Origin of the sequence: Butyrivibrio sp. AD3002 (genome assembly GCF_000420905.1) — a bacterium.
Classification (GTDB): domain Bacteria; phylum Bacillota; class Clostridia; order Lachnospirales; family Lachnospiraceae; genus Butyrivibrio.
The window spans coordinates 14,312-40,306 of record NZ_ATVV01000001.1 but is presented as its reverse complement, the minus strand read 5'-3'; the positions used below and the strand labels follow the sequence as shown (position 1 = coordinate 40,306).

General features: G+C 40.8%; 21 protein-coding genes. 7 read left to right on the top strand and 14 right to left on the bottom strand.

Going from position 1 to position 25,995, the window contains the following annotated elements:
- Window positions 1-172: 172 nt before the first annotated feature.
- The 5 genes from pheT to G596_RS0100155 all read right to left on the bottom strand — a co-directional run bounded on the left by pheT (window position 173) and on the right by G596_RS0100155 (window position 9,003).
- Window positions 173-2,593, bottom strand: a complete 2,421-nt coding sequence (gene pheT / locus G596_RS0100175) for a phenylalanine--tRNA ligase subunit beta (RefSeq protein ID WP_022759800.1) — start codon at window positions 2,591-2,593, stop codon at window positions 173-175.
- A gap of 25 nt (window positions 2,594-2,618) precedes the next feature.
- On the bottom strand, window positions 2,619-3,638 hold the full coding sequence (gene pheS, locus G596_RS0100170) for a phenylalanine--tRNA ligase subunit alpha (RefSeq protein WP_026671130.1): 1,020 nt from the start codon (window positions 3,636-3,638) through the stop codon (window positions 2,619-2,621).
- 322 nt (window positions 3,639-3,960) lie between these two features.
- Window positions 3,961-5,778 carry a BspA family leucine-rich repeat surface protein gene (locus G596_RS25435; protein ID WP_022759798.1) on the bottom strand — a complete coding sequence of 606 codons (1,818 nt, stop codon included), beginning with the start codon at window positions 5,776-5,778 and terminating at the stop codon, window positions 3,961-3,963.
- Between the two features lie 31 nt (window positions 5,779-5,809).
- Window positions 5,810-7,429: a BspA family leucine-rich repeat surface protein gene (locus G596_RS23300; RefSeq protein WP_022759797.1), complete on the bottom strand. Its 1,620-nt coding sequence runs from the start codon at window positions 7,427-7,429 to the stop codon at window positions 5,810-5,812.
- 2 nt (window positions 7,430-7,431) lie between these two features.
- Window positions 7,432-9,003 carry a BspA family leucine-rich repeat surface protein gene (locus tag G596_RS0100155; protein ID WP_022759796.1) on the bottom strand — a complete coding sequence of 524 codons (1,572 nt, stop codon included), beginning with the start codon at window positions 9,001-9,003 and terminating at the stop codon, window positions 7,432-7,434.
- A 260-nt stretch (window positions 9,004-9,263) separates the two neighbouring features.
- On the opposite strand from G596_RS0100155, the gene G596_RS0100150 reads away from it, so the two are divergent.
- The 3 genes from G596_RS0100150 to G596_RS0100140 are packed head-to-tail and all read left to right on the top strand — an operon-like array spanning window position 9,264 to window position 11,382.
- Window positions 9,264-9,755 carry a hypothetical protein gene (locus G596_RS0100150; RefSeq protein ID WP_022759795.1) on the top strand — a complete coding sequence of 164 codons (492 nt, stop codon included), beginning with the start codon at window positions 9,264-9,266 and terminating at the stop codon, window positions 9,753-9,755.
- 1 nt (window position 9,756) lies between these two features.
- A complete protein-coding gene (locus tag G596_RS0100145; RefSeq protein ID WP_022759794.1) occupies window positions 9,757-10,863 on the top strand; it encodes a DUF6765 family protein in 1,107 nt (368 codons plus the stop codon).
- A gap of 3 nt (window positions 10,864-10,866) precedes the next feature.
- A complete protein-coding gene (locus G596_RS0100140) occupies window positions 10,867-11,382 on the top strand; it encodes a DUF308 domain-containing protein (RefSeq protein WP_022759793.1) in 516 nt (171 codons plus the stop codon).
- 46 nt (window positions 11,383-11,428) lie between these two features.
- Here G596_RS0100140 and G596_RS0100135 read toward each other — a convergent pair whose 3' ends face one another.
- Window positions 11,429-12,586, bottom strand: coding sequence for an N-acetylmuramoyl-L-alanine amidase family protein (locus G596_RS0100135; RefSeq protein ID WP_022759792.1), 1,158 nt, complete (start codon window positions 12,584-12,586; stop codon window positions 11,429-11,431).
- Window positions 12,586-14,001: a pyruvate kinase gene (pyk, locus tag G596_RS0100130; RefSeq protein ID WP_022759791.1), complete on the bottom strand. Its 1,416-nt coding sequence runs from the start codon at window positions 13,999-14,001 to the stop codon at window positions 12,586-12,588. The genes G596_RS0100135 and pyk overlap by 1 nt, the downstream gene beginning before the upstream one ends.
- A gap of 758 nt (window positions 14,002-14,759) precedes the next feature.
- Here pyk and G596_RS0100125 point away from each other — a divergent pair.
- From G596_RS0100125 to G596_RS23295, 3 genes are all read left to right on the top strand, one after another.
- Window positions 14,760-15,560 carry a heparan-alpha-glucosaminide N-acetyltransferase gene (locus tag G596_RS0100125; RefSeq protein ID WP_022759790.1) on the top strand — a complete coding sequence of 267 codons (801 nt, stop codon included), beginning with the start codon at window positions 14,760-14,762 and terminating at the stop codon, window positions 15,558-15,560.
- A 59-nt stretch (window positions 15,561-15,619) separates the two neighbouring features.
- Window positions 15,620-16,102, top strand: coding sequence for a hypothetical protein (locus G596_RS0100120; RefSeq protein WP_022759789.1), 483 nt, complete (start codon window positions 15,620-15,622; stop codon window positions 16,100-16,102).
- Window positions 16,103-16,418: 316 nt separating this feature from the next.
- On the top strand, window positions 16,419-17,234 hold the full coding sequence (locus G596_RS23295; RefSeq protein WP_022759788.1) for a hypothetical protein: 816 nt from the start codon (window positions 16,419-16,421) through the stop codon (window positions 17,232-17,234).
- Window positions 17,235-17,795: 561 nt separating this feature from the next.
- Here the strand turns inward: G596_RS23295 and G596_RS0100110 are convergent.
- The 6 genes from G596_RS0100110 to rsxC all read right to left on the bottom strand — a co-directional run bounded on the left by G596_RS0100110 (window position 17,796) and on the right by rsxC (window position 23,100).
- On the bottom strand, window positions 17,796-18,593 hold the full coding sequence (locus G596_RS0100110; protein ID WP_022759787.1) for an RnfABCDGE type electron transport complex subunit B: 798 nt from the start codon (window positions 18,591-18,593) through the stop codon (window positions 17,796-17,798).
- A gap of 88 nt (window positions 18,594-18,681) precedes the next feature.
- Window positions 18,682-19,269: an electron transport complex protein RnfA gene (locus tag G596_RS0100105; RefSeq protein ID WP_022759786.1), complete on the bottom strand. Its 588-nt coding sequence runs from the start codon at window positions 19,267-19,269 to the stop codon at window positions 18,682-18,684.
- A complete protein-coding gene (gene rsxE / locus G596_RS20290; protein ID WP_022759785.1) occupies window positions 19,266-20,207 on the bottom strand; it encodes an electron transport complex subunit RsxE in 942 nt (313 codons plus the stop codon). Before rsxE ends, G596_RS0100105 begins: the two co-directional genes overlap by 4 nt.
- Window positions 20,208-20,217: 10 nt before the next feature.
- A complete protein-coding gene (locus tag G596_RS0100095) occupies window positions 20,218-20,820 on the bottom strand; it encodes an FMN-binding protein (RefSeq protein WP_022759784.1) in 603 nt (200 codons plus the stop codon).
- Window positions 20,817-21,767, bottom strand: a complete 951-nt coding sequence (locus G596_RS0100090) for an RnfABCDGE type electron transport complex subunit D (RefSeq protein WP_022759783.1) — start codon at window positions 21,765-21,767, stop codon at window positions 20,817-20,819. Before G596_RS0100090 ends, G596_RS0100095 begins: the two co-directional genes overlap by 4 nt.
- A gap of 16 nt (window positions 21,768-21,783) precedes the next feature.
- On the bottom strand, window positions 21,784-23,100 hold the full coding sequence (gene rsxC / locus G596_RS0100085) for an electron transport complex subunit RsxC (RefSeq protein ID WP_022759782.1): 1,317 nt from the start codon (window positions 23,098-23,100) through the stop codon (window positions 21,784-21,786).
- A gap of 254 nt (window positions 23,101-23,354) precedes the next feature.
- Between rsxC and G596_RS0100080 the strand changes: the two genes are divergently transcribed.
- A complete protein-coding gene (locus G596_RS0100080) occupies window positions 23,355-24,581 on the top strand; it encodes a ribonuclease H-like domain-containing protein (RefSeq protein WP_022759781.1) in 1,227 nt (408 codons plus the stop codon).
- Window positions 24,582-24,693: 112 nt separating this feature from the next.
- Here the strand turns inward: G596_RS0100080 and G596_RS0100075 are convergent, their stop codons facing one another.
- Window positions 24,694-25,971, bottom strand: a complete 1,278-nt coding sequence (locus tag G596_RS0100075; RefSeq protein WP_022759780.1) for an O-acetylhomoserine aminocarboxypropyltransferase/cysteine synthase family protein — start codon at window positions 25,969-25,971, stop codon at window positions 24,694-24,696.
- Window positions 25,972-25,995 lie beyond the last annotated feature (24 nt).

Here is a 25,995-nt window from a genome sequence, read left to right as displayed (position 1 = left end):
ATAAATCCTCCGAATAAATCTGCGTTTTTGAGGTTCTATACTATATACAGATTTGGAGGCAAATATGTTGCATCAGGTATCAAAAAAATTTATGCAAATAGATTATGGGCATAAAGAAGCCTTCCACCCATTTATCTGAGGGAAGGCTTCCATCATTTTTTAGAAAATAATATTAGCTTCTAAGTGAGATGTTAAGGCTTTCAAGGCCATTAAGAATCTTCTTCATAGCTGCGTTTACTTCATCATCTGCAAGAGTCTTTTCCTTGTCTCTGAAGGCAAGTGAATAAGCCATTGACTTGAAGCCCTTCTCAATCTGTGAACCTTCATAGATATCGAAAAGTTCAAGCTTCTCAAGCTTCTTGCCACCGCGCTGTTTGATCATCTTCTCGATGTCACCGGCTGTTACAGCTGTAGGAACAACCATACTGATATCACGGGTTACAGCAGGGAATTTTGCGATACCTGTGTATACGCGCATGTAGCTTGCGTGCGGAACAACTGAAGGAAGGTCAAGAACTGCAATATATGCTCTTGTTCCGATTCCGTAGTTGTCGAGTACCTCAGGATGAACCTCTCCGAGATATCCGATAGTCTCACCCTTGAAGTTTATAAGAGCCTGACGTCCGGGATGAAGGAAAGGCTTGCCTGCCTTAGCATCATATTCGAGGTCATCTGCCATACCAATCTGTCCAAGGAACTCTTCAACAGCACCCTTCATTGTGAAGAAATCGCCATCTCCATAGAATCCGAGAACAAACTGTGATCTCTCGTCGGGAAGTTCCTTGAGCGGAAGCTCTTTTGCAATATAGATATTAGCTATCTCATAGAGCTTAACATCCTTGTTTCTGCGCTTGTAATTTGTAGCAAGGCTTGTAAGGATAACGTTAAGCGGGATTGTTCTCATGATTGAGAAATCCTCACCAAGCGGGTTGGAAATCTTAATTGCATTTCTCTCAGGAGCATCCTCAGGTAAAAGAAGCTTATCAAATACCTTGGGGCTCTCGAAGGAATAGCCGTATGCCTGTGAGAATCCGCAGAACTGAGCGACTTCGCGTGCTGTCTTCTCAACTGTCATCTTAAAAGTAAGCTTACCTGTTGTAGGTGCGTTCTTAGGAAGAGTTGAAGGAATCTTGTCGTAGCCATAGAATCTGGCAACTTCCTCTGCAATATCACACATACCGATGAGATCCTGTCTGAAGCTGGGAACAACGATCTCATTTGTTTTTTCATCATATACGAGCTCTTCTCTTGCGAAGATATCAAGCATTGTCTGTCTGTCGATATCTGTTCCGAGAAGTGCATTTATTCTGTCGGGCTCAAACTTGATTCTGTTAAGCTCCTTGATAGGTGACTTAGCCTCAACGATTCCGGATGTAACCTTACCGCAGCCAAGGATATTTACAAGCTGGCATGCGCGATTGATTGCGTCCTCAGCATTATTGGGATCAAGGCCTTTTTCGAAGAAGCCTGAAGCATCTGTACGAAGTCCGATTCTCTTAGCACTCTTACGGATGTTGGGGCCGTTAAATGTAGCAGCCTCGAAGAGAACTGTCTTAGCGTCCTCTGTGATCATGGAGTTCTCGCCACCCATGATACCGCCGATTGCAACTTCTTTCTCGCCATCGCAGATCATGATAACTTCGCTGTCGAGATTTCTCTCCTGTCCGTCAAGTGTTATGAACTTCTCGCCGTCCTTAGCGCGCTTTACTACGATCTTGTTTCCTGCAATTGTTGAAAGATCAAATGCGTGCATGGGCTGACCATACTCGAGCATTACATAATTTGTGATATCAACGATGTTGTTGATAGGTCTTACACCATTTGCAGCAAGTCTTCTCTGCATCCATTCGGGTGAAGGACCAACCTTGATGTCTGTACAAACTCTTGCGCAGTAACGTGAGCAAAGGTCTGCATCCTTAATTTCTACTGAAATGTAATCAGAAGCCTTCTCAGATGTCTCCTCAACCTTAACAACAGGAGCCTTGAAGGGAAGCTTAAATGTAGCAGCTGCCTCTCTTGCAATACCGAGGATGCTGTAGCAGTCTACACGGTTACTTGTTACTTCGAACTCGAATACTGTGTCGTGAAGTCCGAGAACTTCCACAGCATCTGCTCCAACCTCAGTGTCCTCGGGAAGTATATAAAGTCCGTCCTCGGGAGCATCGGGATAAAAGTCCTTGCTTGAGCCGAGCTCTTCAATTGAACACATCATGCCCGCACTGGGAACTCCGCGAAGCTTACCTGCTTTTATCTTGATTCCTTCCTCGGGATTCGGGCTGCCGTCATGTCCACCGGCAACTCTTCCGCCATCAAGAACTACGGGAACCTTGTCCCCTTCTTTCATGTTCTTTGCGCCGGTAACAATCTGAATCTCCTCGGATCCGATATTAACCTGGCAGATTACAAGCTTGTCAGCATCGGGATGCTGCTCGATCTTGTCTATCTGACCAACTACGATTTTCTCTAAGTTTTTATCAAGGCGATGGAATCCCTCGCCCTTTGTTCCGGAAAGTGTAAGTGCATCGAGGATCTCCTGATCACTTGCGTTTAAATCCGGTACGTATGCTTTAATCCATGATAAATTTGCGTCCATTGCGCAACCTCACTTTCTATTTAAGTTAAAACTGTTCTAAGAATCGAATGTCGTTCTCGTACAGAAGACGCATGTCGTCTATCTCATATTTAAGAACTGCGATACGCTCAAGTCCGAGTCCGAATGCGAAGCCTGTGTACTCATTAGGGTCGATTCCGCTCATCTCAAGAACGTGAGGATGAACCATACCGCAACCAAGGATCTCGATCCAGCCTTCACCCTTACAGAAACGGCAGCCCTTACCGCCGCACTTGAAGCAGCTTACGTCCATCTCTGCAGAGGGCTCTGTGAACGGGAAGTGATGAGGTCTGAACTTAACCTTAACATCCTCGCCGAAGATTTCCTTTGCAAACTCAGCAAGTGTTCCCTTAAGGTCTGCAAATGTGATGTCCTTATCAATAACAAGTCCCTCAATCTGGTGGAAGCTGGGACTGTGTGTTGCGTCAACTTCGTCTGCTCTGAAAACACGACCGGGAGCAATCATCTTAATAGGAAGCTTGCCCTTCTCCATCTCATGTACCTGTGTAGATGAGGTCTGTGTACGAAGAAGCAGATCTCCGCTGATATAGAAAGTATCCTGCTCATCCTTTGCAGGGTGATCTGCAGGAATATTGAGTGCTTCAAAGTTGTAGTAATCCTTCTCAACCTCGGGACCTTCAGCAACTTCGTAGCCCATTCCAATAAATACGTTCTCAACATCCTCAAGTGTAATTGTGTTGGGATGACGATGTCCTACGTTATTCTTCTTTGCAGGAAGAGTTACATCGATGGTTTCGCTGGCAAGCTTAGCTTCGCGAACAGCTACTTCCATCTTCTTCTTGGTAGCTTCAAGGCTCTTCTCAATCTCCTCGCGAACCTCGTTAACCATCTGACCAACCTTAGGTCTGTCCTCGGGAGCAACATCCTTCATGCTCTTAAGGATGCTTGTAAGCTCACCCTTTTTTCCAAGGAAATTAACACGAATATCATTAAGCATATCGAGGCCATCTGTCTCGCCGATCTGCTTAAGCGCGCTCTCCCTGATTTTTTCCAATTGTTCTTTTATCATGTGAATCCTCCTTAAAAATGAAGTTCTGATATCGTTTTATCTAAGGAACTTTTTCTAAATACCAATAAAAAATCCCTTACATCAAAAACGATGTAAGGGACGAATATAATCCGCGGTACCACCCTGATTCCTGTCATCAAATGACAGACGCTTAATTCTTAATGAAATTGTAGCTCCGATGCGAAAATTCCGAACTGTCTTTACCAAACTGGCTCTCAGCCGCCGACCAGTTTCTCTGTTATGGAAAACAGAACATCTTGGGGCACGCCCCACATCTTCAACGCTCTGCAAACTAGTTTAACTATCATGTAATGAAAAGTCAAGAAACAGTTGCATTTGTTTGCTTCTTTATTGCCTTAACGAGCTTCTTCTTAGCATGGCCTTTGATTCCTTTGACATGAATCACAGCCCTCTTGGGAAGCTTTTTGAAAGCACCTTTTCCAACCTTAAGATTCTTATTGGCTTTAATTGTTACTTTCTTGAGTTTTTTGCAGCCCTTAAATGAGTTTTTACCAATAGATGTCACTTTTGAACCAATGGTAAGGGACTTAATCTTTTTATTTCCCTTTGCTGCATTATCTGCAATTTTTGTTACAGGATACTTAGCTCCGAAAGCTTTTACTTCGTCTATTTTTACTTTTCCTTTAGCTGCGATCTTAGTTACCGTAGCAGTTCCGTCAGGATGAATTATGTAGGTATTGCTGCCCACTTTTACAGTCTTATCGACAGGCTTGGATTCTACAACCGTATCATTTTGGTATTCCTGAGATCCGCTGTAATCTCCCGTCTGCTTCTCATCAGATATCCTGATATATCTATGGCTTGTCTTTGATATAGGAAATACTTTGTATTTTTCAGCAGTATCCGGCTTGCCATCTTTATTATCATCAAGAGCAAAGGTCGCCTTAAGCGGTATAGCCTTGGTGACATTTTTAGGTGATGTAAGTACTTTTAAATTATCGCACCCTAAAATCAAATCAGCATAATAGGTTTTACTGCAAACTGTAGAAAAGTCCAAATCTTTTAAATCCAGTGATTCCAAGAAGCTGCAGCCACAAAACATTTCAGCAACCGATTCAACTTTTCTTATATCAAGGCCGCTTAAATTGACTGTTTTCAAGCCTGTGCACCCTTTAAACATGTGTCCCATATCGGTAACATTTGATGTATTAAAAGTATGAAGGTCAGCAGATTCAAGGCTTGTACAACCCGCAAACATCCATGACATATCTTTCACCTTAGCTGTATTAAGCTTTGACAGGGTGATCGACTTTAAGGATGTACAGCCATCAAACATCTGCTGCATATTGGTTACTTTTGCTGCGGTCATTTTTCCGAAATCAACAGACACAAGACTTAAGCAGCCATCAAAACAGAACATCATATCTGTTACATTTGGCATCGTAAACCAATCAGGAAAGACTATGGTTTTAATTGACTTGCAGCCGCGATATACGCCTTTCATCGTTGTAACTTTAGATGTATCAAACTTTTTCCAGCTTATATATTCAAGATTACTGCAACCTTCAAAGATGTAGGATAAGTCTGTTACAGAACTCAAATCAATCCCGCTAAGATCAATACTTTTTAAAGACTGACATCCTGCAAACATTCCATATACATTTGTCGCTTTGATTCCCTTGAACATCTTTGCGTCAAAATAGGTCAGCTTTTTGCAGAAGTCAAACATATTCTTCATTCTTGAAACCTTAGTTACATTAACGCTTGAAAGCTTATCATATGTAATAGTTTCCAGATTATCAAAACCGGTGAACATGTTGCTGCAGTCGGTGTCAAAAATCATTTGATTTGCTGAGTAAACATAAACAGTACCTTCCGCTGCATCATAATAAGCAGTAGCGCCGCTTCCAACTGTTTCCTTAGGTAAAGCTACTGTTCTATTTTTTAATGCCTGATACGTTTTACTATCTCTTGTAAAAATAATTTTCTTAACACCACTGGCAATATAGCTGATATCCTCTTCGCCAACCGTAATCTTCTTGATTTTTTTATTAAAGGTTGTCCCATTATAGAGCTGTCCGGTAGTTTTACTTGCCGCTAAAGCTGTCTTTGGCGTAAGAACAAGTGCAAATAAAACAGCAAAGACAAACATCATATATCTAAATATCTTTTTCATACCTTATTTCCCCGTATTTCCTTCATAAAGGTCATCTTACCTTAGCATTTGTATTCTTTTTAATCGTCTTTACAAGCTGTTTCTTTGCCTTTCCCTTGATGCCCTTTACTTGTATCACGGTCTTTCTGCTCATCTTTTTAAATGCATTAGAGCCCACATGCAAATGATTATTCGCATTTATAGTTACCTTCTTAAGGTTTTTGCATCCGTAGAATGCACTGTTACCGATAGACTTTACTGAAGAACCTATTTCTATAGTCTGAATATTTTTGTTTCCTTTGCATGCGCCATCCGCTATCTCTGTTACGGGGTATCTCACACCCTTTGCTTTAACAGTATCTATAGCTACATTTTCCAAGACACTTATCTTTGTTACGACTACTCTTCCATCCGGATGTATATCATAGTCGATACCAAATGAGTGTACCTTGGTTATAGTCGGAGTCTTTTTAGGCGCTACAACGGGCTTTTCTACCCAGAATATGTATCTGTTACTTGTACTTGCAACCGCCATTTTAGAATATTTTGTCTTTGTATCAGGATTTCCATCTTTATTATTGTCAATATAATATTCGATTGGAAGATCAATCTCTTTTGCAACCTTCTTCGGTGCATCAAGAATAGTAATTGCTTTACAGCCCTTCAGGAATCCCGCACCTGTAATTGTATTCTGCGAAAGCTCAAAAGAGCTCAGGTTCAGATACTTAAGGCTGCGACATCCGTAAAACATAGCATTCAGATATGTCGTACTGCTTGTATCAAAAGAAGCCAAATCCAATGACTGAAGATTCTCACAGCCTTCAAACATTGATCCCATATTTAATACAGCTTTGGTATCAAAGGAGCTAAGATTCAGGGCTGTAAGACTGTTACACTGCCCAAACATATACCCCATATACATTACAGCAGAGGTATCGAAACCTGAAACATCCAGTTCTTTAAGATTTCTGCATTTTCCAAACATTCGTCTCATATCGCTGGCATTTGATGTATCAAAGCTTCGAAGCGTCAGATTTTCCAATCGCTCACATCCGTAAAACATTCTTTGGAAAGTAGTAACCTTAGAGGTTTTGAAATTTCCAAGCTTAACACTTTTTAAGTATTCGCAGCCCTCGAACATGGAGGACATATCGGTTACATTCGATGTATCACAACTGCTAAGGTCAACATATTTAAGCTTTTGGCAGTTGTGAAACATATTCTTTGTGGAATCAGCATTTTTTGAAAAGCAGACATTAGCCTTTGAAAAATCAATTTCCTCAAGTACTCTGTACTCCGCAAAGGTACCCTCCGGCTGATCTAAAAAAATCTTAGCCGCTGTTGTACAAATATATACTGTTCCATCATTTGCATCATAATATGCGGATACACCATTTCCTACAGAAGTACTTGGTAAGTTCTTATAAGGAGTAACATCGGCATTTGTTATGAAAATCATCTTCTTTACAGTTTTATTTATGTGTGTCTGCACACTATAGCCTGATGAGGCTTTATAAGTCACCTCTCCTGCCAATTTACTCTTTATAGTGCTCATGTTGTTGATCGTACCGGTCTCGGTGGAGTAATCTCTTGCCTCACAGTTTAATGCAGTCATACAAAGTATCAACAAAAATCCTGCGGCGATTATAAATGCATTCTTTATACTTTTCATACTCACGCCCCTATCTGCTTCCTGATTGCTTTTACAAGTTTAGATTTCTTCTTGCCCTTAATACCCTTTACGGAAACCGTTGCTTTCTTTGCAATCTTCTTAAACGCATTTTTCTCAATCTTCAGGGATTTATTTGCATCTATCGTTATCTTCTTAAGTTTTTTACAGCCTTTAAACGCATCCTTTCCAATTGAAGTTACATTCTTTCCAATAGTAAGTGATTTGATTTTTTTATTCCCTTTGCAAGCGCCTGTTTCAATCTTTCTTACCGGGTGTGTCATCTTTTCATAAGTAACTTTGTTTATTGACACCTTCCCCTTTGCCGTAATCTTTGTAACTACCGCACTTCCATCAGTATTGAAGCGATATGTTACGCCTTTTATAGTAACTTCCTTTTCCCCATACACATTTTCATTTACATTTTCAACAGGTTCATCCTTAGGAGTGTCCAATGCAGGTGCATAGGTCATTGTGTTTTCATCAAAAGGAATCATTCTATTAATAGTGTCTGAAACCGGGTTTTTATGGTAAGTACCTGCAACATCGGGTTTTCCGTCAGAGTTATTATCAATAACCATTAAAATAGGGAAATCCATAAAGCCTCTGGTAGCCTTGGGTGTAATAACTGCTTTTAAGTTATAACACTCGTATAGCATTGAATCCGTAACTGGTGCTGCAGACAGATCAAGGCTTCTCATATCTATATATTCAAGTTTTGGGCAATTGGCGAACATGCTGTCAGCCTCGCAAACATTTGTCGCACTAAAATTGGGAATAATAATACTTTTCAAAGAATCACAAGCATAAAACATATTATTGATTTGTACAACCTCAGAAGGGCCGAAACAACTTAAATCAATGCTTTCAAGGCTTTTGCAATAAGCAAACATACTGCTCATAACTCCTATGCCTTTTGCATTGAATTTTCTGAAGATCACTTTTTTAAGCATGTCACAACCTGTAAACATGCCTTCCGTAGAATAAACTTTATCAGACTCAAAGCTGCTAAGATCAAGGTCTGTAAGATTTTTACAGCCTCCAAACATCCAGCTCATATCATAGGCATTCTTTGTATTAAAATTCCCGAAGTTAACAGTCTTTAAACTGGTATCGCCACGAAACATGCCGGACATTTTGACTGCATTTGATGTATTTATTCTGCCGTTTCCAAAATCAATCTGTGCAAGGTTTGCATAATAAGAAAACATATATGCGGAATTTTCCGGAAAGATTATTTTCTCAGCAGCACTGTATACGGAAACAACGCCCTTTCCGTCATAATAAGCTGTAACACCTGTCCCGACAGATTTGTTGCTCTTTTGACCGGTAGGTGTTTTTGATACAAAAACTATCTTCGTAACCTTCTTATCTGCAGTATCATATTTCATCCAGGTTGTGCCGTTAGCAAGATTCTTAACTGCAGCACAGAAAGACTCTCCTTCCAAAAGAGTTCCGTTCACTGTTGCAGTTTTCGTTTCAGCTGCTTTTGATAGTATGGAAGAATTTCCGGATAATACAAAAAAACACAGCAGAGCTGTGATGACGAATAACAGATTCCCCAATTTCCTCTTCATTTAAAATGTCCCCTTTTAACTTTTCTTCATGCCAACAGAAGGCACTCCTTAGCTCTTTATTTTACCAACTCCTGACTGCCTTTATCAATATGAAAATTGTTTAGTATTATTTTTTCATCATTTAATCATCTTCCATTATCACATATTCAAAAGTTACAATTATTCTGAGCGTTGTAAAAAGAATATTGCTAAGTTAAAATTATATTAAGTAGATAAATACCTATTTTAAATTTTACACTTTTCTTACCAGGGGTATAAAAATGGACAAAACAGAATTGGAAAGACGCCTTCGAAAATATAACAATGGTCTTGTTGTAAGTGGTGTAGGCATTATTATTTTCGGTATCTGGACTATAATAAAGGCTATTGAAGAAATTGCTTTCGGAGACATTGATTTCTTTGAATTTGTTACCGGCGGTAATACTGAAATTCCTTTTATGAAAGGAATAGTAACAGGTATCTTAGTCCTTGTTATTATCCTGATTCTTTTGTGGCACCTTTATGTTGGAGGCTGTGCCATTCTTGTAGGTCGTGGAAAAAAGGACAAGAAAGCTTTCCTTTTTTGGGCTTTTTTTGCACTGATTCTGACCTTTTCCGGTTTTAATAGATTTTTTATCGAAACCAGCTCAGACCCGAATGATACTACCATTGCTGCATTCTTAACTGATGTTGCTTTTTGCTTCGCTATTCTCGATATGTTCGTATCATATTTCCTTTCGGCAAAAACAAAAAAACAACTGGGGAGGATGTGATATGCAGCTTGATTTTCATTATTACGCAACCTACTGTGCTGCATTTCTTGCGGGTTACACCCATGAAGAATGTATGGATATCTGTTACAGTGCCCAGTTTGTAGATGAATGCACGGCAGCTTTCCTGTCAAGGATAATGGTGCCTGATAAGTATGCCACAACACAGCTTAATCTTGAGCTCATGGATATGCCCACCGATATACTTGGGCTACAAAAAATCACGGGCATTTGGTCCTCTTTTCACTTTTTGCCCTATGATCTGTATGCAGAAAAAAAGTGGGCTTCAAAAAGGTATAAAAACAAATACAGACTAATCTGCGGCCCCAACGGAGAACTGGTTTCCAAGACTATAGACCTTGCAAAGGACAAACCTCTCCAGGCGGTGGGCATTGCCATGCACATCCTTGCCGATACCTGGGCTCATAGGTATTTTGCAGGCACTCCTTCCCTTGTAATAAACAATACAAACTATGATTTTTATGAGCTTATTCCTGATGGAAACGGTTTTACTGAGCGTCAGATCAGTTTCAGGCACAATGCAACTCTTCCCGATGATATAGAAAAGGGACTTTACACCAATTCTCTGTATCAGGGAAACGAAAACTCCATAATGAATCTAGGACACGGAAGGGCCGGTCATTTTCCGGATTACAGCTTTGCGCGTTACAAATATACGCCAATGTGGGGAAATTATTCGGAAATACTTAAAGACAATCCTTCCGATTATATAAATGCTTTTTGCCAGATGATATATGCAATGAAGTATCTCCGCGGAAGTAACGATGTTTTCGAGCTTGAAAAATATGATACGGAAGCCATCGCCGATTACAAAGAAAGGATTCGCGGTATTCTCGAAAAGCGCCAGCTTAACGCCAACGCGGACTGGAAAGCTTTCGGTGAGGAACTCTCCGGCATGGAGATTGAAGAGTTTGATATAAATAAATATCTGGATGAATACCGTGGCGCTCTTATTGAGCAAAAGAAACATACATTTCTCGGAAAATTTCTGAACGCTGCTTTAGATCAAAAAATGATGGTAAAAAGTGAGATTCAAAAATCAGGAAATTTCCTGGCAGGTTTTTCCTCCAAGAAAATAAAGAGGCACTAATATATGACCAGAGTTCAAAAAATCAAAAGTTTCATATTTTCCATACTTATGATTGCTGCAGCGATATACCTCATGTCAGATCCCGAGCATGGATACTCGTATATTGTCCTTATACTTGGCACCGGTCTTTTGATATATGGAATCAATACCCTCATATATTTTTTCACCATGGCACGTCATATGCTGGGTGGAAAGTATATGCTCTATAAGGGCGTTATTTTCACTGATTTCGGATACCTCACCTGTATGCTGAACAACATTCCCCGTATCTATGTTATTCTGTATCTTGCAATTTTACATAGTTTTACCGGACTTGTGGAAATTCTTCGGGCACTGGAAAACAGGAGCCATGGCGGAGCCTTTAAACTTAAATTAGCACACGGAATATACGATATGATTCTTGCAGCCTGCTGTATAATCTTTATAAAAGAAACTCACACGGTTGTAATTATATATTCCGTCGGGCTCATATATTCCGCACTATTTCGTTTTGTCGGGGCACTTAGAAAAAATGTTTAAAAAAAGTACTGTCTTCTCGTAAATCGAGTCTGACAGTACTTTTTATTTATTGTGCAAAATAATTATCTATACCGTTTGCAATACCAAGCATCATCTTCTGCTGATACTCAGGTGATGCCATATTGGTATCGTCTGTAGGATTGGACATATAGCCCATCTCGATAATGGTTGATGGAACAGTCGCCCAGTTGATACCTGTCATGGTATCCGTCTCCCAAACATACTGCTTCTTAAATCCTGTCGCAGCAATATATGCATCCAGTACACAATCCGAAAGCTTTCTTGACTGAGAATACATATTCGCATTATAAGGATTTGAAGGAGTCTGACAGATAGTCATTGCTCCGTTTACAGAAGTATCGTCGGAACCGTTTGCATGTATTCTTACAAATGCTTCTGCGCCAGCATTATTTGCTATCTGTGCTCTCTCAATATTGGTTATCCTTACATCGTTGGATTCTCTTGTCATAATAACAGTATATCCGCGTCTTGTGAGCTCATCCTTAAGCATGAGTCCGATTGTAAGCGCAAGCTGATACTCTGCAAGGCCTGTGGTTTTTCCGGCAGTTCCTCCGGTAACCTTCATTTTCATTGTGCTTGAACCTGGTCCGTTGGGCTCCTTATCCGTCATTGCACCATTCTGATGTCCGGGATCGATACATACGATGTGACCACCAGTATGTGGTGTTTCAGCGGGAGCTGCCACAGTTTCAGTCTGTACTTCCTCGGCATTTGCCTGCTCCTCACCTTCTACCTGAGCATCTTCGGAAGATGACTCTTCCTGAGCTGCATCCTTGGCATCATCTGAATTTTGAGCATCTGCTTCATTCGTCTGTTCCTCATTTACATTTTGAGGATCTTCAGCTGTTGCCTGATCTTCTGTTTCGCTCTGAACTTCTTCTGCGCTTGTCTGCTCCTGCGCCTTGTCTGCCTCGGAATTTTCTGTATTTACGCCTTCACCCTGCACTTCGGCAGATTCCTCTGTTACTGTCTGATTATCAGTTGAACTCTCGGGATCCTCAGCTGCATTTTCAGCGGCATCTACAGTCTCTGTCTGTGCTACAACCTGCTCGGCCTCATCACCTGAGTTTTCTCTTACCTCTACGGGATCCCGAAGCAAAACCGCAACAACTACAGTTAATAACACTACAAAGCTTACCCCTAAAGCTATAAAGGGAACTGCTCTTTTTGCTTTCTTACTCATTAAACATCCTCTATCTTGATAAGGTTCGTGTTACCTGATTCGCCGTTTGTAACACCACCTGTAATAACTATCTTGTCGCCTTCCTTAAGGTCAAAGGTTTCAATTGCAACCTTCTTTGCACTGTAGAAAAGCACATCCGTTGAAGGGAATACATCACACATCTTGGGTGTAACTGCCCAGGAAAGTGAGAGCCATCTCCAGGTCTTTTCATTAGTAGTAAGGCCGATTATATCAACAGGTGAACGGAATCTTGAAACCATTCTTGCTGTGCGTCCTGAAAGTGTGCAAGCAACAATTGCCTTTGCGTCAAGGTCTATAGCCATTCCGCAGGTCGCATGAGAAATTGCATCCACATCACTTTTTATAATGAAATCATAGTTGTAGAAGCGCTTGTTGTAATGTATATTCTGCTCGGTTGTCTCCGCAATCTTAGCCATGGTCTCAACCGCCTGAACAGGATAAGCACCTGCAGCTGTCTCGCCTGAGAGCATAATTGCACTTGTTCCGTCATATACAGCGTTTGCAACGTCAGAAGTCTCAGCTCTTGTGGGACGCGGATTGTGGATCATAGACTCAAGCATTTCCGTAGCAGTAATTACACGCTTTCCGAGCATACGACACTTTGTGATAAGATCCTTCTGGATTGCAGGAAGCTGTTCAAACGGAACCTCAACACCCATGTCGCCTCGCGCAACCATGATGCCGTCACACTCCTTGCAGATATCTTCAATGTTGTCATAACCTGACTGGTTTTCAATTTTCGCAATAAGCTGAACCTTGTCATCGCCGCCGTTAGCCTTGAGGAAATTATGAACATCCACAAGATCCTGCTTTACAGAAACGAAGGAACATGCAATGAAGTCCACATCGTTCTCAACACCAAAAAGGATATCTGATTTATCCTGCTCTGAGAGGTAAACCTGCTTGATGTGTTTTCCGGGGAAGCTCATGCTCTTCTTATCCGAGAGCTCACCGCCTGTTACAACCTCTGTCTCAATCCTTGTGCCGTCTGTACTAAGAACCTTAAACTCCAAAAGTGCATTATTTAAAAGGATTCTGTCGCCCTTGTAAAGCTCCTTCGCAAGGTTTTTATAGCTAACTGAAACGATGGTGTCGTCTCCCTTTATATCCTCGGTTGTAAAGGTGAACTTTTTACCTTCTTCAAGATTAACCTTGCCATCCTTAAAGGTTCCGATTCTGTACTCCGGTCCCTTTGTATCAAGAAGAATAGCGATGGGAAGTCCAAGCTCCTGTCTTACTTTCTTGATTCTCTTTATTCTAGTGAGCTGCTCTTTATGATCTCCGTGTGAAAAATTGAGACGCGCAACATTCATGCCTGCCTTGCAGAGAGCTGCAATCATCTCCTCTGATTCACTTGCCGGACCGATAGTACATACAATTTTGGTTTTTCTCATAAAAATCTCCTATATTAAATATATTTTCGAAACGCATGCCCTAAATATAATACATCCTATATTTTTTATCTACCCACTATAATAAAGAAATTAAATTACAAAACTTCTTATTTTTTATGAGATTTTCCCTAACGTCAATTTTATTACTGCCTACCAAGATTATTTATTAAATAAGGATATCTTGGTATACATGAGCATGGCCAATGCCAATATATCGAGTAATTCACAATTTTATTGGTATGATGAAATCGTTGTATTACCAAGAAATATCATATTTACCCATTTTCTGGGTATAAACAGGATTGATAATAGCCAATATTTTTCATATATTTCAAATATCTTGGTTCGGTAATAACTTTTTTATACCAAGATTTTTATATAATTCCATATTTCTTGGTACGATATCGATTTTTCATCACCCAAATTTCACGAATTCCATGTATATCTTGGTACTGTAACCCATTTTCAATACCAAGATATTTTAATATTAAATTTTTATGGGTACAGGTGCAATTAAGCATTACCAAGATAATGCTAATTTATAAAATATTCAGGCTCATAAAGCGGTCCTTATCCCAGAAGACTTGAGATCAATAATGTACCTGAGTCCAATGATATACTTCAGACAATTGTCCCCAAGATACACTACTCCTCTTATCTGATAAATAATAATCAAAATATTGATATTCAACTAATCATAGTTATCCAAAGCTGTGTTATCATAGATGAATAGAAAAACGATGGGGGAAATAAAAAAAATGCAGACTAAAAATCGACTTGAATCAATAGATACGATAAGAGGCATAACAGTAATCAGTATGATTCTGTATCATTTTTGCTGGGACCTTAAGTTTATAAAAGGATTCAGCATGCCATGGTACGGAACCATCGGAACATATATGTGGCAACAGAGCATATGCTGGAGCTTTATATTGATATCAGGCTTTTGTCTGCACTTTGCAAGACAGCCGATCAGAAACGGTCTTATTGTATCCTTGTGTGGATTCATCGTAACAGCGGTTACGCTTATAGTTTTACCGGAGGATCCGGTTTATATTGGGGTGTTAACTCTCCTTGGCTCATCTATGCTTATTCTTGGACTGGTTATTTTTTTGCTAAAAAAGCTTGGAATCATCGATAATGCCAATCACACAAAAGAAAACAAGCATCTGTTTGATCCACTATGGGGATTTTTTATTTCTGCCATATTATTTGCAATCACAAAGAAAATCAACGTCCGATTGTTGAATTTTGGTGTATTTAAACTGGCTCTTCCTGATGCATTATACGGAAGAGGACTTAACGACGGAATGTCCAATTTGCATCTGACTTATCTCGGATTTATGCAAGAAGGGTTTATTTCATCCGATTATTTTTCAATTATGCCCTGGTTTTTCCTTTTCCTTACAGGATATTTCCTCTATGGGATCCTTGAAAAGAGGTTTAGCAAGAGCTATTTCCAAATAAAAATACAGCCTTTTTCCTGGATTGGAAAACATTCACTTTTAATATATATGATACATCAGCCAATTTTATATGGAATTACGATGCTATTATGATAGAATAAGCATATATTTTTTAGAGGGGATTATTGCATCATTAGGAGGAGACATAAGGTATGAAAAAAGAAAAAACTACAGGTATGGGGTTTGCAATAGGTTTTACCGTTGCTTTTGTGGGAGCTATTGCATTGATCGCAGTTATTCTTATAATGTCAAACAAGCTCCGCAAATTCAAAGTAGATATGTTTGTCCTTTTCAATGAGGCAGATATATGCGTTGGTGAAGGCGTTGACGGACAGTACAGGATAAGTCGCGACAACCTTACAGCACTAAGCGCTATTCTCCAATCAACTAGAGGCTATTTTACTTTTGATAAGCCCGGGACGAGTGAAGAAATCAATCTTAAAATAACTCACGACGGTGAAGACTGGAATCTGTCCATTGCAAGAGCCGGTGATAATAAGTTAAAACTTGTTCTTACAGGAGAACGAAACTATGAGGTTTATGTAAAGGATAATAAGAAATTTGAAGATATACAAAAATGTGTATCCGGTAATGGCTATATTGCTGCCAATAAGCCGTTTAATGGAAAAAAATGATAATTATTTAAAGCATGATTTAAAATGAGAATAAGCACAGCTTTTACTATAGAGTATAAGCTTGTGCTTATTTTTATTTGTCGCTTTCAAAGTATGCATGTAAAAATCTACTGTTAAATTCGCACAAATCATCTCACTTGACATGAATGCAAATTTATGGTTATATATGATTCGTTATCAATCCGATAATTGATATGCGTTCAGCATATTATTTTCACAACTATGACATGTTGATATGTGAAACTAAATACACCCATAGGCCATGGGAGAAAGGAATAAATCAAGCAAAATTATTTTATTTTTTGCAATATAAAAAATGAACAAAAGTAAAAATATAGTACCGGAGTATGAATTCATACCATTTCTTAAAAAAAGAGCTGAATTTTTGAAAAAGGAAATTGCAACTCGTAAAAAACGTCTGAAAAGTGCTCCCGCCGGTAGTCTTCGAATAGTAAAGAAAAAGCACTGTAGCCAATATTATCTTGGTGGTAAGAATAACATAAAAGGAACCTATATTTCTAAGTCAGAGATGCCATTAATTAGGGCGTTGGCTCAGAAAAAATACGACAAGAAATATGTAAGCGCCGCAGAAGCAGAACTTAAAGGCATTCAGAAATTCATCAATAGCAATCCCGGCAAAACAGCCACAATTGTCTCTTCTTTTCCTGGTGAATTAAGAGATACATTGGATTATGCTGAAATGACTGTAAAGGACTATTATGAAACCTGGCAAGCCTTGCCTTTTACTGCAAAGAAAAATCATGAAAATATAACATTACATCTGACAAGAAGAGGTGAACATGTTAGATCTAAATCCGAGGAACTTATAGCAAATGCTTTATTCAGGCATGGAATTCCCTATAAATATGAGTGTCCCGTTTCGTTATTTAATGGCGAGATCCGGCATCCCGATTTTACAATACTGCATCCTCATGCCGGAAATGTTGTGTATTGGGAGCATTTGGGCATGTTGGATAAACCTCAATATGTTGAAGACAACATATTGAAGTTCAGAGATTACGAGAAATCAGGAATACAATTAGGAAAGAACCTATTGGTAACATACGAGAATTCTAAGTCGCCATTAAATTCTATGATAGTTGAAAACTTCATAAAGGCTCACTTTTCCTGATTCATGGCTTCATATTATCTTGGTAATGGTAAATTGCACTTGTACCCATATATTTTTATATTTATTGTTTCTTGGTCGTGAAAATGGGTCATCGTACCAAGATATATAGTTTTTTCAGAAAATCTAGGTTATTAAAAATCAGTATCAAACCAAGATTATGCGAATTCTTAAGATATCTTGGTAATAATATTTCGTTACCAAGCCAAAATATTTGAGATTTGCGAAATATATTGGTAATTAACAATTATGTTTATACCAATATATTGGTATATCTAGCTTTTTCTTGGTAATACATCAATTTCATCATACCAATATATCAGTGAATCACTCGATATATTGGTAATGGTCCCATTTACGCGCACCTATATATTTCGGAAACATCAGTTATCTTGGTATAGACTGTATTATCTTGAACTATCTTATATCCAATTTCTTGTACCAAAATGAATAGATAGAAAAATAGCCATAAAAACTGGACATGCCTTTAATGGCATGCCCATATGTAATAAAAAAATAATCTAAAAAGTACCAGTACAGCAAGATATTCTTCTAAGAATTTATTCAGGAAATAACCTCTATTGCCTTCTTCGGGCACTTCTGCGCGCAGAGGCCACAATGTGTACACTTATCCTGATCGATGGAGGCAACGTTGTTCTCTACGGTAATTGCACCTGCGGGACAGTTCTTCTCACAGATGTGGCAAGCGATACAGCCGACCTTACAGTATTTGTTAACTGCCTGGCCTGGATCATTTGACTTACAACGAACCGACTCTGTTGCATCGTAGGGAACAAGGTCAATAAGGTGTCTGGGACAGATGTTGATACACTGGCCGCAGGCCTTACAAGCTTCCTTATCTACTACTGCTATTCCGTTTACCACATGAATAGCATCAAACTGACACACATTCACACAGCTTCCGCCGCCTAAACATCCGAAGGTACAAGTCTTGGGACCGGCACCGGGAACCTGATTGATAACTCGGCAGTCTTCTGCTCCGTAATATTCATATCTCTGAGTTGCCTGTTCGCAATCGCCGCCACAGTGGACATAAGCCACCATACGCTTTGCTTCGCCCGCATCAACTCCCATAATTCCTGATATAACAGCAGCTACCGGAGGTCCTCCAACCGGACACTGTGAAACCGGAGCTTCACCCTTGGCGATAGCTGCAGCGCATCCCGAACATCCGGGGAATCCGCATCCACCACAGTTATTTCCGGGAAGTGCTTCCAAAATAGCCTGTTCTTTCTCATCTACATCTACATGCAGCTTCATGTCGGCAACGCCAAGGATTATTCCGATAAGAATACCAACACCGGCAACCACTGCAGTAGCAATGAGTACACCACTAATCATAATTTTCTCCTTTTTCCCCTCATCCGTCAGACTTCGTCTGACACCTCCCCCCAAGGGGAAGGCAGAGGATTTATTCAGAATCGCTATCTCACCTCAATGCTGAGAATCCTGTAAACGCTATCGCCATAAGTGCAGATGCAAGAAGTACGGTGGGCATTCCTCTGAAAGGCTTCGGAATGTCATTAAACTGAATCTTCTCACGAATGCCTGCAAGAATTACGATGGCAATCGTAAAACCAACTGCTGTAGCAAAGCCGCAGATTGTACTCTCAAGAAGGCTGTAGCCGTCTGTTACATTGTTGAGCGCAACACCGAGAACCGCACAGTTTGTAGTAATAAGGGGAAGATATACACCCAGTGACTGATAAAGAGATACCACAAACTTTTTGAGGAACATCTCAACAAACTGAACCAGCATCGCTATAACCATGATGAAAACGATGGTCTGCAGGAATGATAAATCGAGTGGTGAAAGTATAAATTTGTAAATAGCATTGGTAACAAGGGATGCAAGCGAAATAACGAAAACGCATGCCATACCCATACCGAAAGCCGTCTCTGTTTTTCTTGAAACTCCAAGAAAAGGACAAAGTCCGAGGAACTGGCTAAGTACTACGTTGTTAACAAGAGAGGCTGTAATCATAATGGACAAAAGTCCTATAATCGTATCTGTCATTTCTTATCCTCCTCTCCCGGAACAATTACTTCTTTTATCTGTGGCTCCGATACATTACCAACTACTACAGGCTCTTTCTCGGGAACCTTGATATCGGAAGGCTTTATCGTTTCTGCCTTAGCTTCAATAGGCTTTACAACATCCGCTTTAGCTTCAGCTGATGCCTTCTCTTTTGAAAGAAGTTCTTCCTTAACCTTCTTGGGATCCTTGATCTCCACATCACTGCAGCAACCGCCGACACCAAACTTGGAAGTATCCTTACCCTTCTTCTCCAGATTGAACTTAACCTGATTCATTATTGCGATCAGAACTGCAAGAACAATGAATGCACCTGCCTGCTGAATGAAAATACGAATCGGTTGATACTGACTAAAGAAATATCCTACAGGTCCGGGAACAACACTGCCCTCACCAAATACCTGTACATCAAACATTGTGCCGCCACCGATAAGCTCACGGAAAAGTCCGATAACTGTGATAGCGCAGGTAAAGCCAAGTCCCATTCCTATTCCATCAAAAAATGAAGGAACAACGTTGTGCTTGGAAGCATAAGCCTCTGCTCTACCAAAAATAATACAGTTAACAACGATAAGCGGAATATATACGCCCAGTGCCTGATACATAACCGGAACATAAGCCTGCATAACAAGCTGAACCAGTGTAACGAACGAAGCAATTACAACGATGAATGCAGGGATACGAACGGTATCCGGAATCACTTTTCTAAGGAGTGATATAACCGCATTACTAAGTGCCAAAACGAATGTTGTTGCAAGTCCCATGGTTACACCGTTTATAGCGGAAGTCGTAACTGCAAGCGTGGGACACATTCCGATCATGAGAACCAGTGTGGGATTCTCAACTATAAGTCCATTCAGGAAGCGCTCGATAGGAGTGTCCTGTGTAAAGCCCAAGGCTCCTTTTTTCTCTTCACTCATACGAACCTCCTTAACCGTTAAGAGCAGCCTGGAAATATGCAACAGCTGCATTTACGCCGTAAGTAACCGCTTTAGATGTGATTGTTGCACCTGAAATAGCTGCTATCTCACTATCTGAAGAAGCTGCATTTTTTGTAACAGAAAACTGAGTTGCCGGTTTTCCCGGGAACTGAGGTACAAGTACCTTCTCAGCATTCATTCCAAGACCCGGAGTCTCATTTATGGAAATAAGTGAAATGCCGTTAACCACGGATTCATTTGTTATACCAACCGTGAAGACAATCTTATCTCCGTATCCTCCGCTTGTAACCTGAACGACATATCCAAGACCGTTGCCGGAACCGTCAACTGCTTTTTTTACACTGTTGATCTCTATTTTGCTGTAATCGGGGCCACTGAGCACCGAAGCAGCTGTAGCTTCATCAAGATCAACATCCTCGAAATTAGCTGCATCAGGGAAAACTGCCTGATTAGCTTTAATCTGTGCAAGCTCATTCTGATATGCTATCGGATCCTTCGTAACCTGATAAACAAATCCGAGAGAAACACCTGCAACAAGAGTGATTATGAAAAGAATGAGTGCATTTTTCAGCATAGTTTTTACATCTGTCATGCTTTTTTCTCCTCCTTCTTTTCTACGGGTCTGATACCGAAGGCTCTCGGAATTGTGTACTTCTCGATGAGCGGAACGATCAGATTACCGATGATGATTGCATAGGAAACACCCTCTGCGGAAGCTCCGAATACACGGAAAATTCCGGTAAGTACTCCGAGGAACACGCCATAAATATATTTTCCTCTTGTAGTTATGGGACTCGTTACATAGTCGGTAGCCATGAAAAACGCGCCAAGCATAAGTCCGCCACCTGCAAGCTGTGCGGAAATATATGTGCCGTTTAATCCATGTCCTCCGAAAATGATAACGAACAGTACAAAGGAAGCAATGTATGTTCCGGGAATCTTTAAATCAATGATTCCAAGCATGATAAGAATACATGCACCTATCACTATCGCAATCATTGATGTCTCACCGATTGTACCGGGGATTTTACCAATGATCATATCGATAACGGTAACCTCTTCTCCTGCCTTAAGAGCAGCAAGAGGTGTGGGTGATGTATAAGTATCCGTTGCAAAATTGGTCATAAGTGCCGGGAATGATATAAGCAAAAAGCATCTTGCAGCAAGGGCAGGATTCATGAAGTTCTGTCCAAGACCTCCAAAGAGCATCTTTACAACAAGAATCGCAAACACGCCACCGACGATGGGAAGCCACCAGGGAGCTGTGCAAGGCAGGTTCATTCCAAGGAGCAGACCTGTAACAACTGCAGAAAAATCACCTATAGTGATTTTCTTATTCATTATCTTTTCATAGCAGAACTCGGTAGCGACAGTGGAGAATACCGAAATCAAAAGTATTATCAGGGCGTCGATACCGAAATTATAAATGCCAAAACCGGCAGCCGGAAGAAGTGCGATGACAACCCACATCATTATGTTTGAAGTTGTCACACCGGACCGAACATGCGGATTTGACGAAACTTTCATCATATCGCTCATTGTTTTTTCCTTTCTGTTACTTCTTCCTCTTTCCAAGTTGAATCTTACGCATACCCTTTATCAGCTGAGTAAGCTGTCTTCTTGCGGGGCAGATATAACTGCAGCATCCGCATTCGCAGCATTCCATACCATACTCGGCAAGGAATTTTTCTTCCTGACCATTCTCAACATCATCCGCAAGATTCTTCGGGATGAGTCTCTCGGGACATACATCCACACATTTAGCACAGTTAATGCAGGCACTGGGCTCAATTGCGGAAACAGCATCCTCAGTAAGACAGGTAAGCGCTGAAGCAGTCTTGGTTGTTGGAACATCAAGGTCAAACAGTGCAAATCCCATCATGGGCCCGCCTGAAATGATCTTAGCCGGAGTTCTTACAAATCCGCCTGCGTCATCCAGAAGTTCTCTGTAGTTTGTTCCGATTCTGACCTTATAGTTACGGGGATCAGCTACTGCATCTCCCGTGATGGTAACTATTCTCTCCATCAAAGGTCTTCCCTCGGTAACAGCTCTGCTTACCGCACACAGAGTATCAACATTATCTACGATGCATCCTGCATCAGCGGGAAGCATTGAAGAATTGATCTCTCTCTTTGTGCACGCATATATGAGCATACGCTCTGCACCTTCAGGATATTTTGTCTGAAGGGCTTTTACCATGATCTTATCGTCATCCTTGGTAAGCTCACGGAATTTTGCTATACAATCCGGCTTGTTATCCTCGATTGCAAGAATACCTCGCGCATTCGGGAAAAGCGAAACCGCAATTCTAAGACCGCTGAGAAGGAGCTCGGGTTCCTCAACCATACGACGATAGTCACTGGTAAGGTACGGCTCACATTCAGAGCAGTTTGCAATTACATACTCGATTTTTTCAGGTTCTTTTGGAGATAATTTGACAGCAGTAGGGAATCCGGCACCACCCATTCCGACAACACCGGCCTCTCTTATGAGGTCAATCTTTTCCTGCGTGGTGAGTTCCTCCAAGGGTTTGGTAGGAAGCATCTCGCCTTCCTCGTAGAGACCGTCATTTTCAACGATAATGCTGTCGCACATACCGCCGGTAGCCAGTCTTCTCTTCTCAATTCCCTTGACTGTTCCTGATACAGTTGCATAGATTGGTGCTGAGACGAAGCCTCCTGCTTCAGCAATCTTCTGTCCCACCAGTACATGATCGCCCTTCTCAACGATAGGCTTAGCAGGTGCCCCGATATGCTGAGATATCGGATAGACAAGATCACCCTTTGGCAGGACTTCCTTGATGGGCTTATCCTTAGAAAGCTCTTTGCCTTCGTAAGGATGAACTCCCCCCACAAAAGTTAATTTAGCCATTTCCTACCCTTTCTTTTATTGCCATATAAGGCTAATTTTTGCCCAGAAAAATATTACTTAAAAATGGAAAAATATAAAGAAAACACCCCCACCCCAAATAATGTTATTCTGAACGAATAAAAATACTGAAATTATTATACTACAATTATTTGGAATTAGTCAGATTTTAATAAGAAATATACTCATTTATTTTCACTATTTGTGTGCTACAATGAAAATGTTTATAGTTTTTCTAAAATTTACGGAGTATTGGTATGAAAATAGTTAATGAAAAAATAGAAAATACTGCAGATGGATACCCGCTTAGCAGGATTTGTGATAATCCTGCAGATATCCTTTTTTTAGATATAGAGACCACTGGTCTTTCTCCGAAAAACAGTGTCATTTATCTCATCGGTTGTGCTTACTACGAAGAAGGAACCTGGCAGCTCCGTCAGTTCTTCGCCGATAAGCGCGGTGAGGAAGACGAACTTTTAAAAGCATTCCTCGCATTTGCAAAGGACTTTAAGGTTCTGTTACATTTCAACGGTGACAGATTTGATCTGCGTTTTATCAAGTTCAAATGCGAAAGGTTCCATATCGAAGACACTCTCGAAACCGCAAAATCCATTGATATTTACAAGAGGGTTGCTCCATATAAAAACATTCTCGGAGTCCCTGACTGCAAGCAAAAAACAATTGAGTTATTCCTGGGTATCGACAGAACAGATGTCTACACCGGAGGCGAACTTATAAGTGTATACAAGGATTATCTTATTTCTCAGAGTGAGCGCTCCTATGATCTTTTGCTGCTTCATAACGCTGATGATGTCCGCGGTATGTTTGCGCTACTGCCTGCTCTTTACTATCATGATCTTTTCCAAAAGCTTATAAATCAGAAGGTTATTCTGTTCAATACAGATGCTTCGGTATTCCCAGAGGTTCGCACAGGATTCCTGGTTGATGAAGGTTCTGAAAACGAAAACCCCGATGCTGTGATAGACCTGCCTATTCGCGCAATGAAAGTCCAGGCAAACTATTATAAGGACATTGACGGAACAAAAAAGGAAGAGATACTTATGAAAATATCTCTTCCCGATACTCTTCCTTCTTCTGTAGGTGCATCCTATAAAGGCTGCTACTTCAAGGCTGAAGGCGACACTGCCACTCTTCGTATTCCGCTCCTTGAAGCCGAGCTAAAATTCTTCTATAACAATTACAAGGATTATTATTATCTTCCCGCTGAGGATCAGGCACTGCATAAGTCCGTCGCTCAGTTTGTTGACAAGACTCACAGGGTTCAGGCAACCGCAGCTAACTGCTATACCAGAAAACCCGGGCAGTATCTGAAGGAATGGGATGCCATCTTCTCGCCTGTTTTCAAATGGGACTATAACGATAAGACCATGTATTTTGAGTTGACTGATGCGCTAAAGCAGAGCCGCGCTGCTATGAGCTTGTATGCGGTGCATGTGCTGGGGCATATAATTGCGAATGCGTAGCCCCTCATCCGTCAGCTTCGCTGACACCTTCCCCCAAAGGGGGAAGGCTTTTTTGTTTTTTGCCTTCCCCTTGGGGGGAAGGTGCCCGAAGGGCGGATGAGGGGAAGGCTTTTTATTGAAGTGCCTGCTCGATGTCTGCGATAAGGTCTTCCTTATCTTCAAGTCCGCAGCTTATTCTGATAAGTCCTGCAGGGATTCCGGCTGCTTCGAGCTGCTCATCTGTAAGCTGTCTGTGTGTTGAAGTTGCCGGATTGAGACAGCAGGTTCTCGCATCTGCAACATGTGTCTCAATAGCACAAAGCTTTAATTTACCCATAAATTCTTCGGCTGCAGCTCTTCCACCTTCAATTTCAAAGGATACAACTCCGCATCCGCCGTTACCCATGTACTTCATAGCTCTGTCGTAATAAGGATCAGATTTAAGTCCGGGGTAGTTTACTTTAACTACCTTGGGGTGTTTTTCAAGGAACTCTGCAACAGCTGTTCCATTCTCAACGTGGCGAGGCATACGAACATGAAGTGACTCGAGTCCGAGATTCAAGTAGAATGCATGCTGAGGGGACTGGATACTTCCGAGATCTCTCATAAGCTGTGTTGTAGCTTTAGTAATGAAAGCACCTTCTTTACCAAACTTCTCTGCATAAATAATACCGTGATAAGATTCGTCGGGAGTTGTAAGTCCGGGGAACTTGTCTGCATGTGCCATCCAATCAAATTTTCCGGAATCAATAATAGCTCCGCCGACCGCAGCTCCATGACCATCCATATACTTGGTTGTGGAATGTGTAACGATATCAGTACCCCACTCAATAGGTCTGCAGTTAACAGGTGTAGGGAATGTATTGTCTACAATAAGTGGAACACCGTGCTTATGTGCTGCCTTCGCGAATTTCTCGATATCCAAAACAGTGAGCGCAGGATTAGCTATTGTCTCACCGAATACAACCTTGGTATTGTCCTGAAAAGCAGCGTTCAGCTCTTCCTCAGTACAATCAGGGTCAACAAAGGTAACCGTGATTCCCATCTTTGCCATTGTTACAGCGATAAGATTAAAAGTTCCGCCGTAAATTGAAGCAGAGGATACAATGTGATCTCCCGCTTCACAGATATTGAACAGCGCAAAAAAGTTTGCTGCCTGTCCTGAGGAAGTGAGCATTGCTGCTGTTCCACCCTCAAGCTCAGCAATTTTTGCTGCTACATAATCATTTGTAGGGTTCTGAAGTCTTGTATAAAAATAGCCGGAAGCCTCGAGATCAAACAGTTTTCCCATATCACCGCTAGTGTCATACTTAAAAGTAGTAGACTGAACAATCGGAATCTGTCTGGGCTCTCCGTTAGTCGGAGTATATCCTCCCTGAACACATTTAGTGTTTAACTTGTAATTTTTCATAACTCCTCCTTATGTAAAAAATTC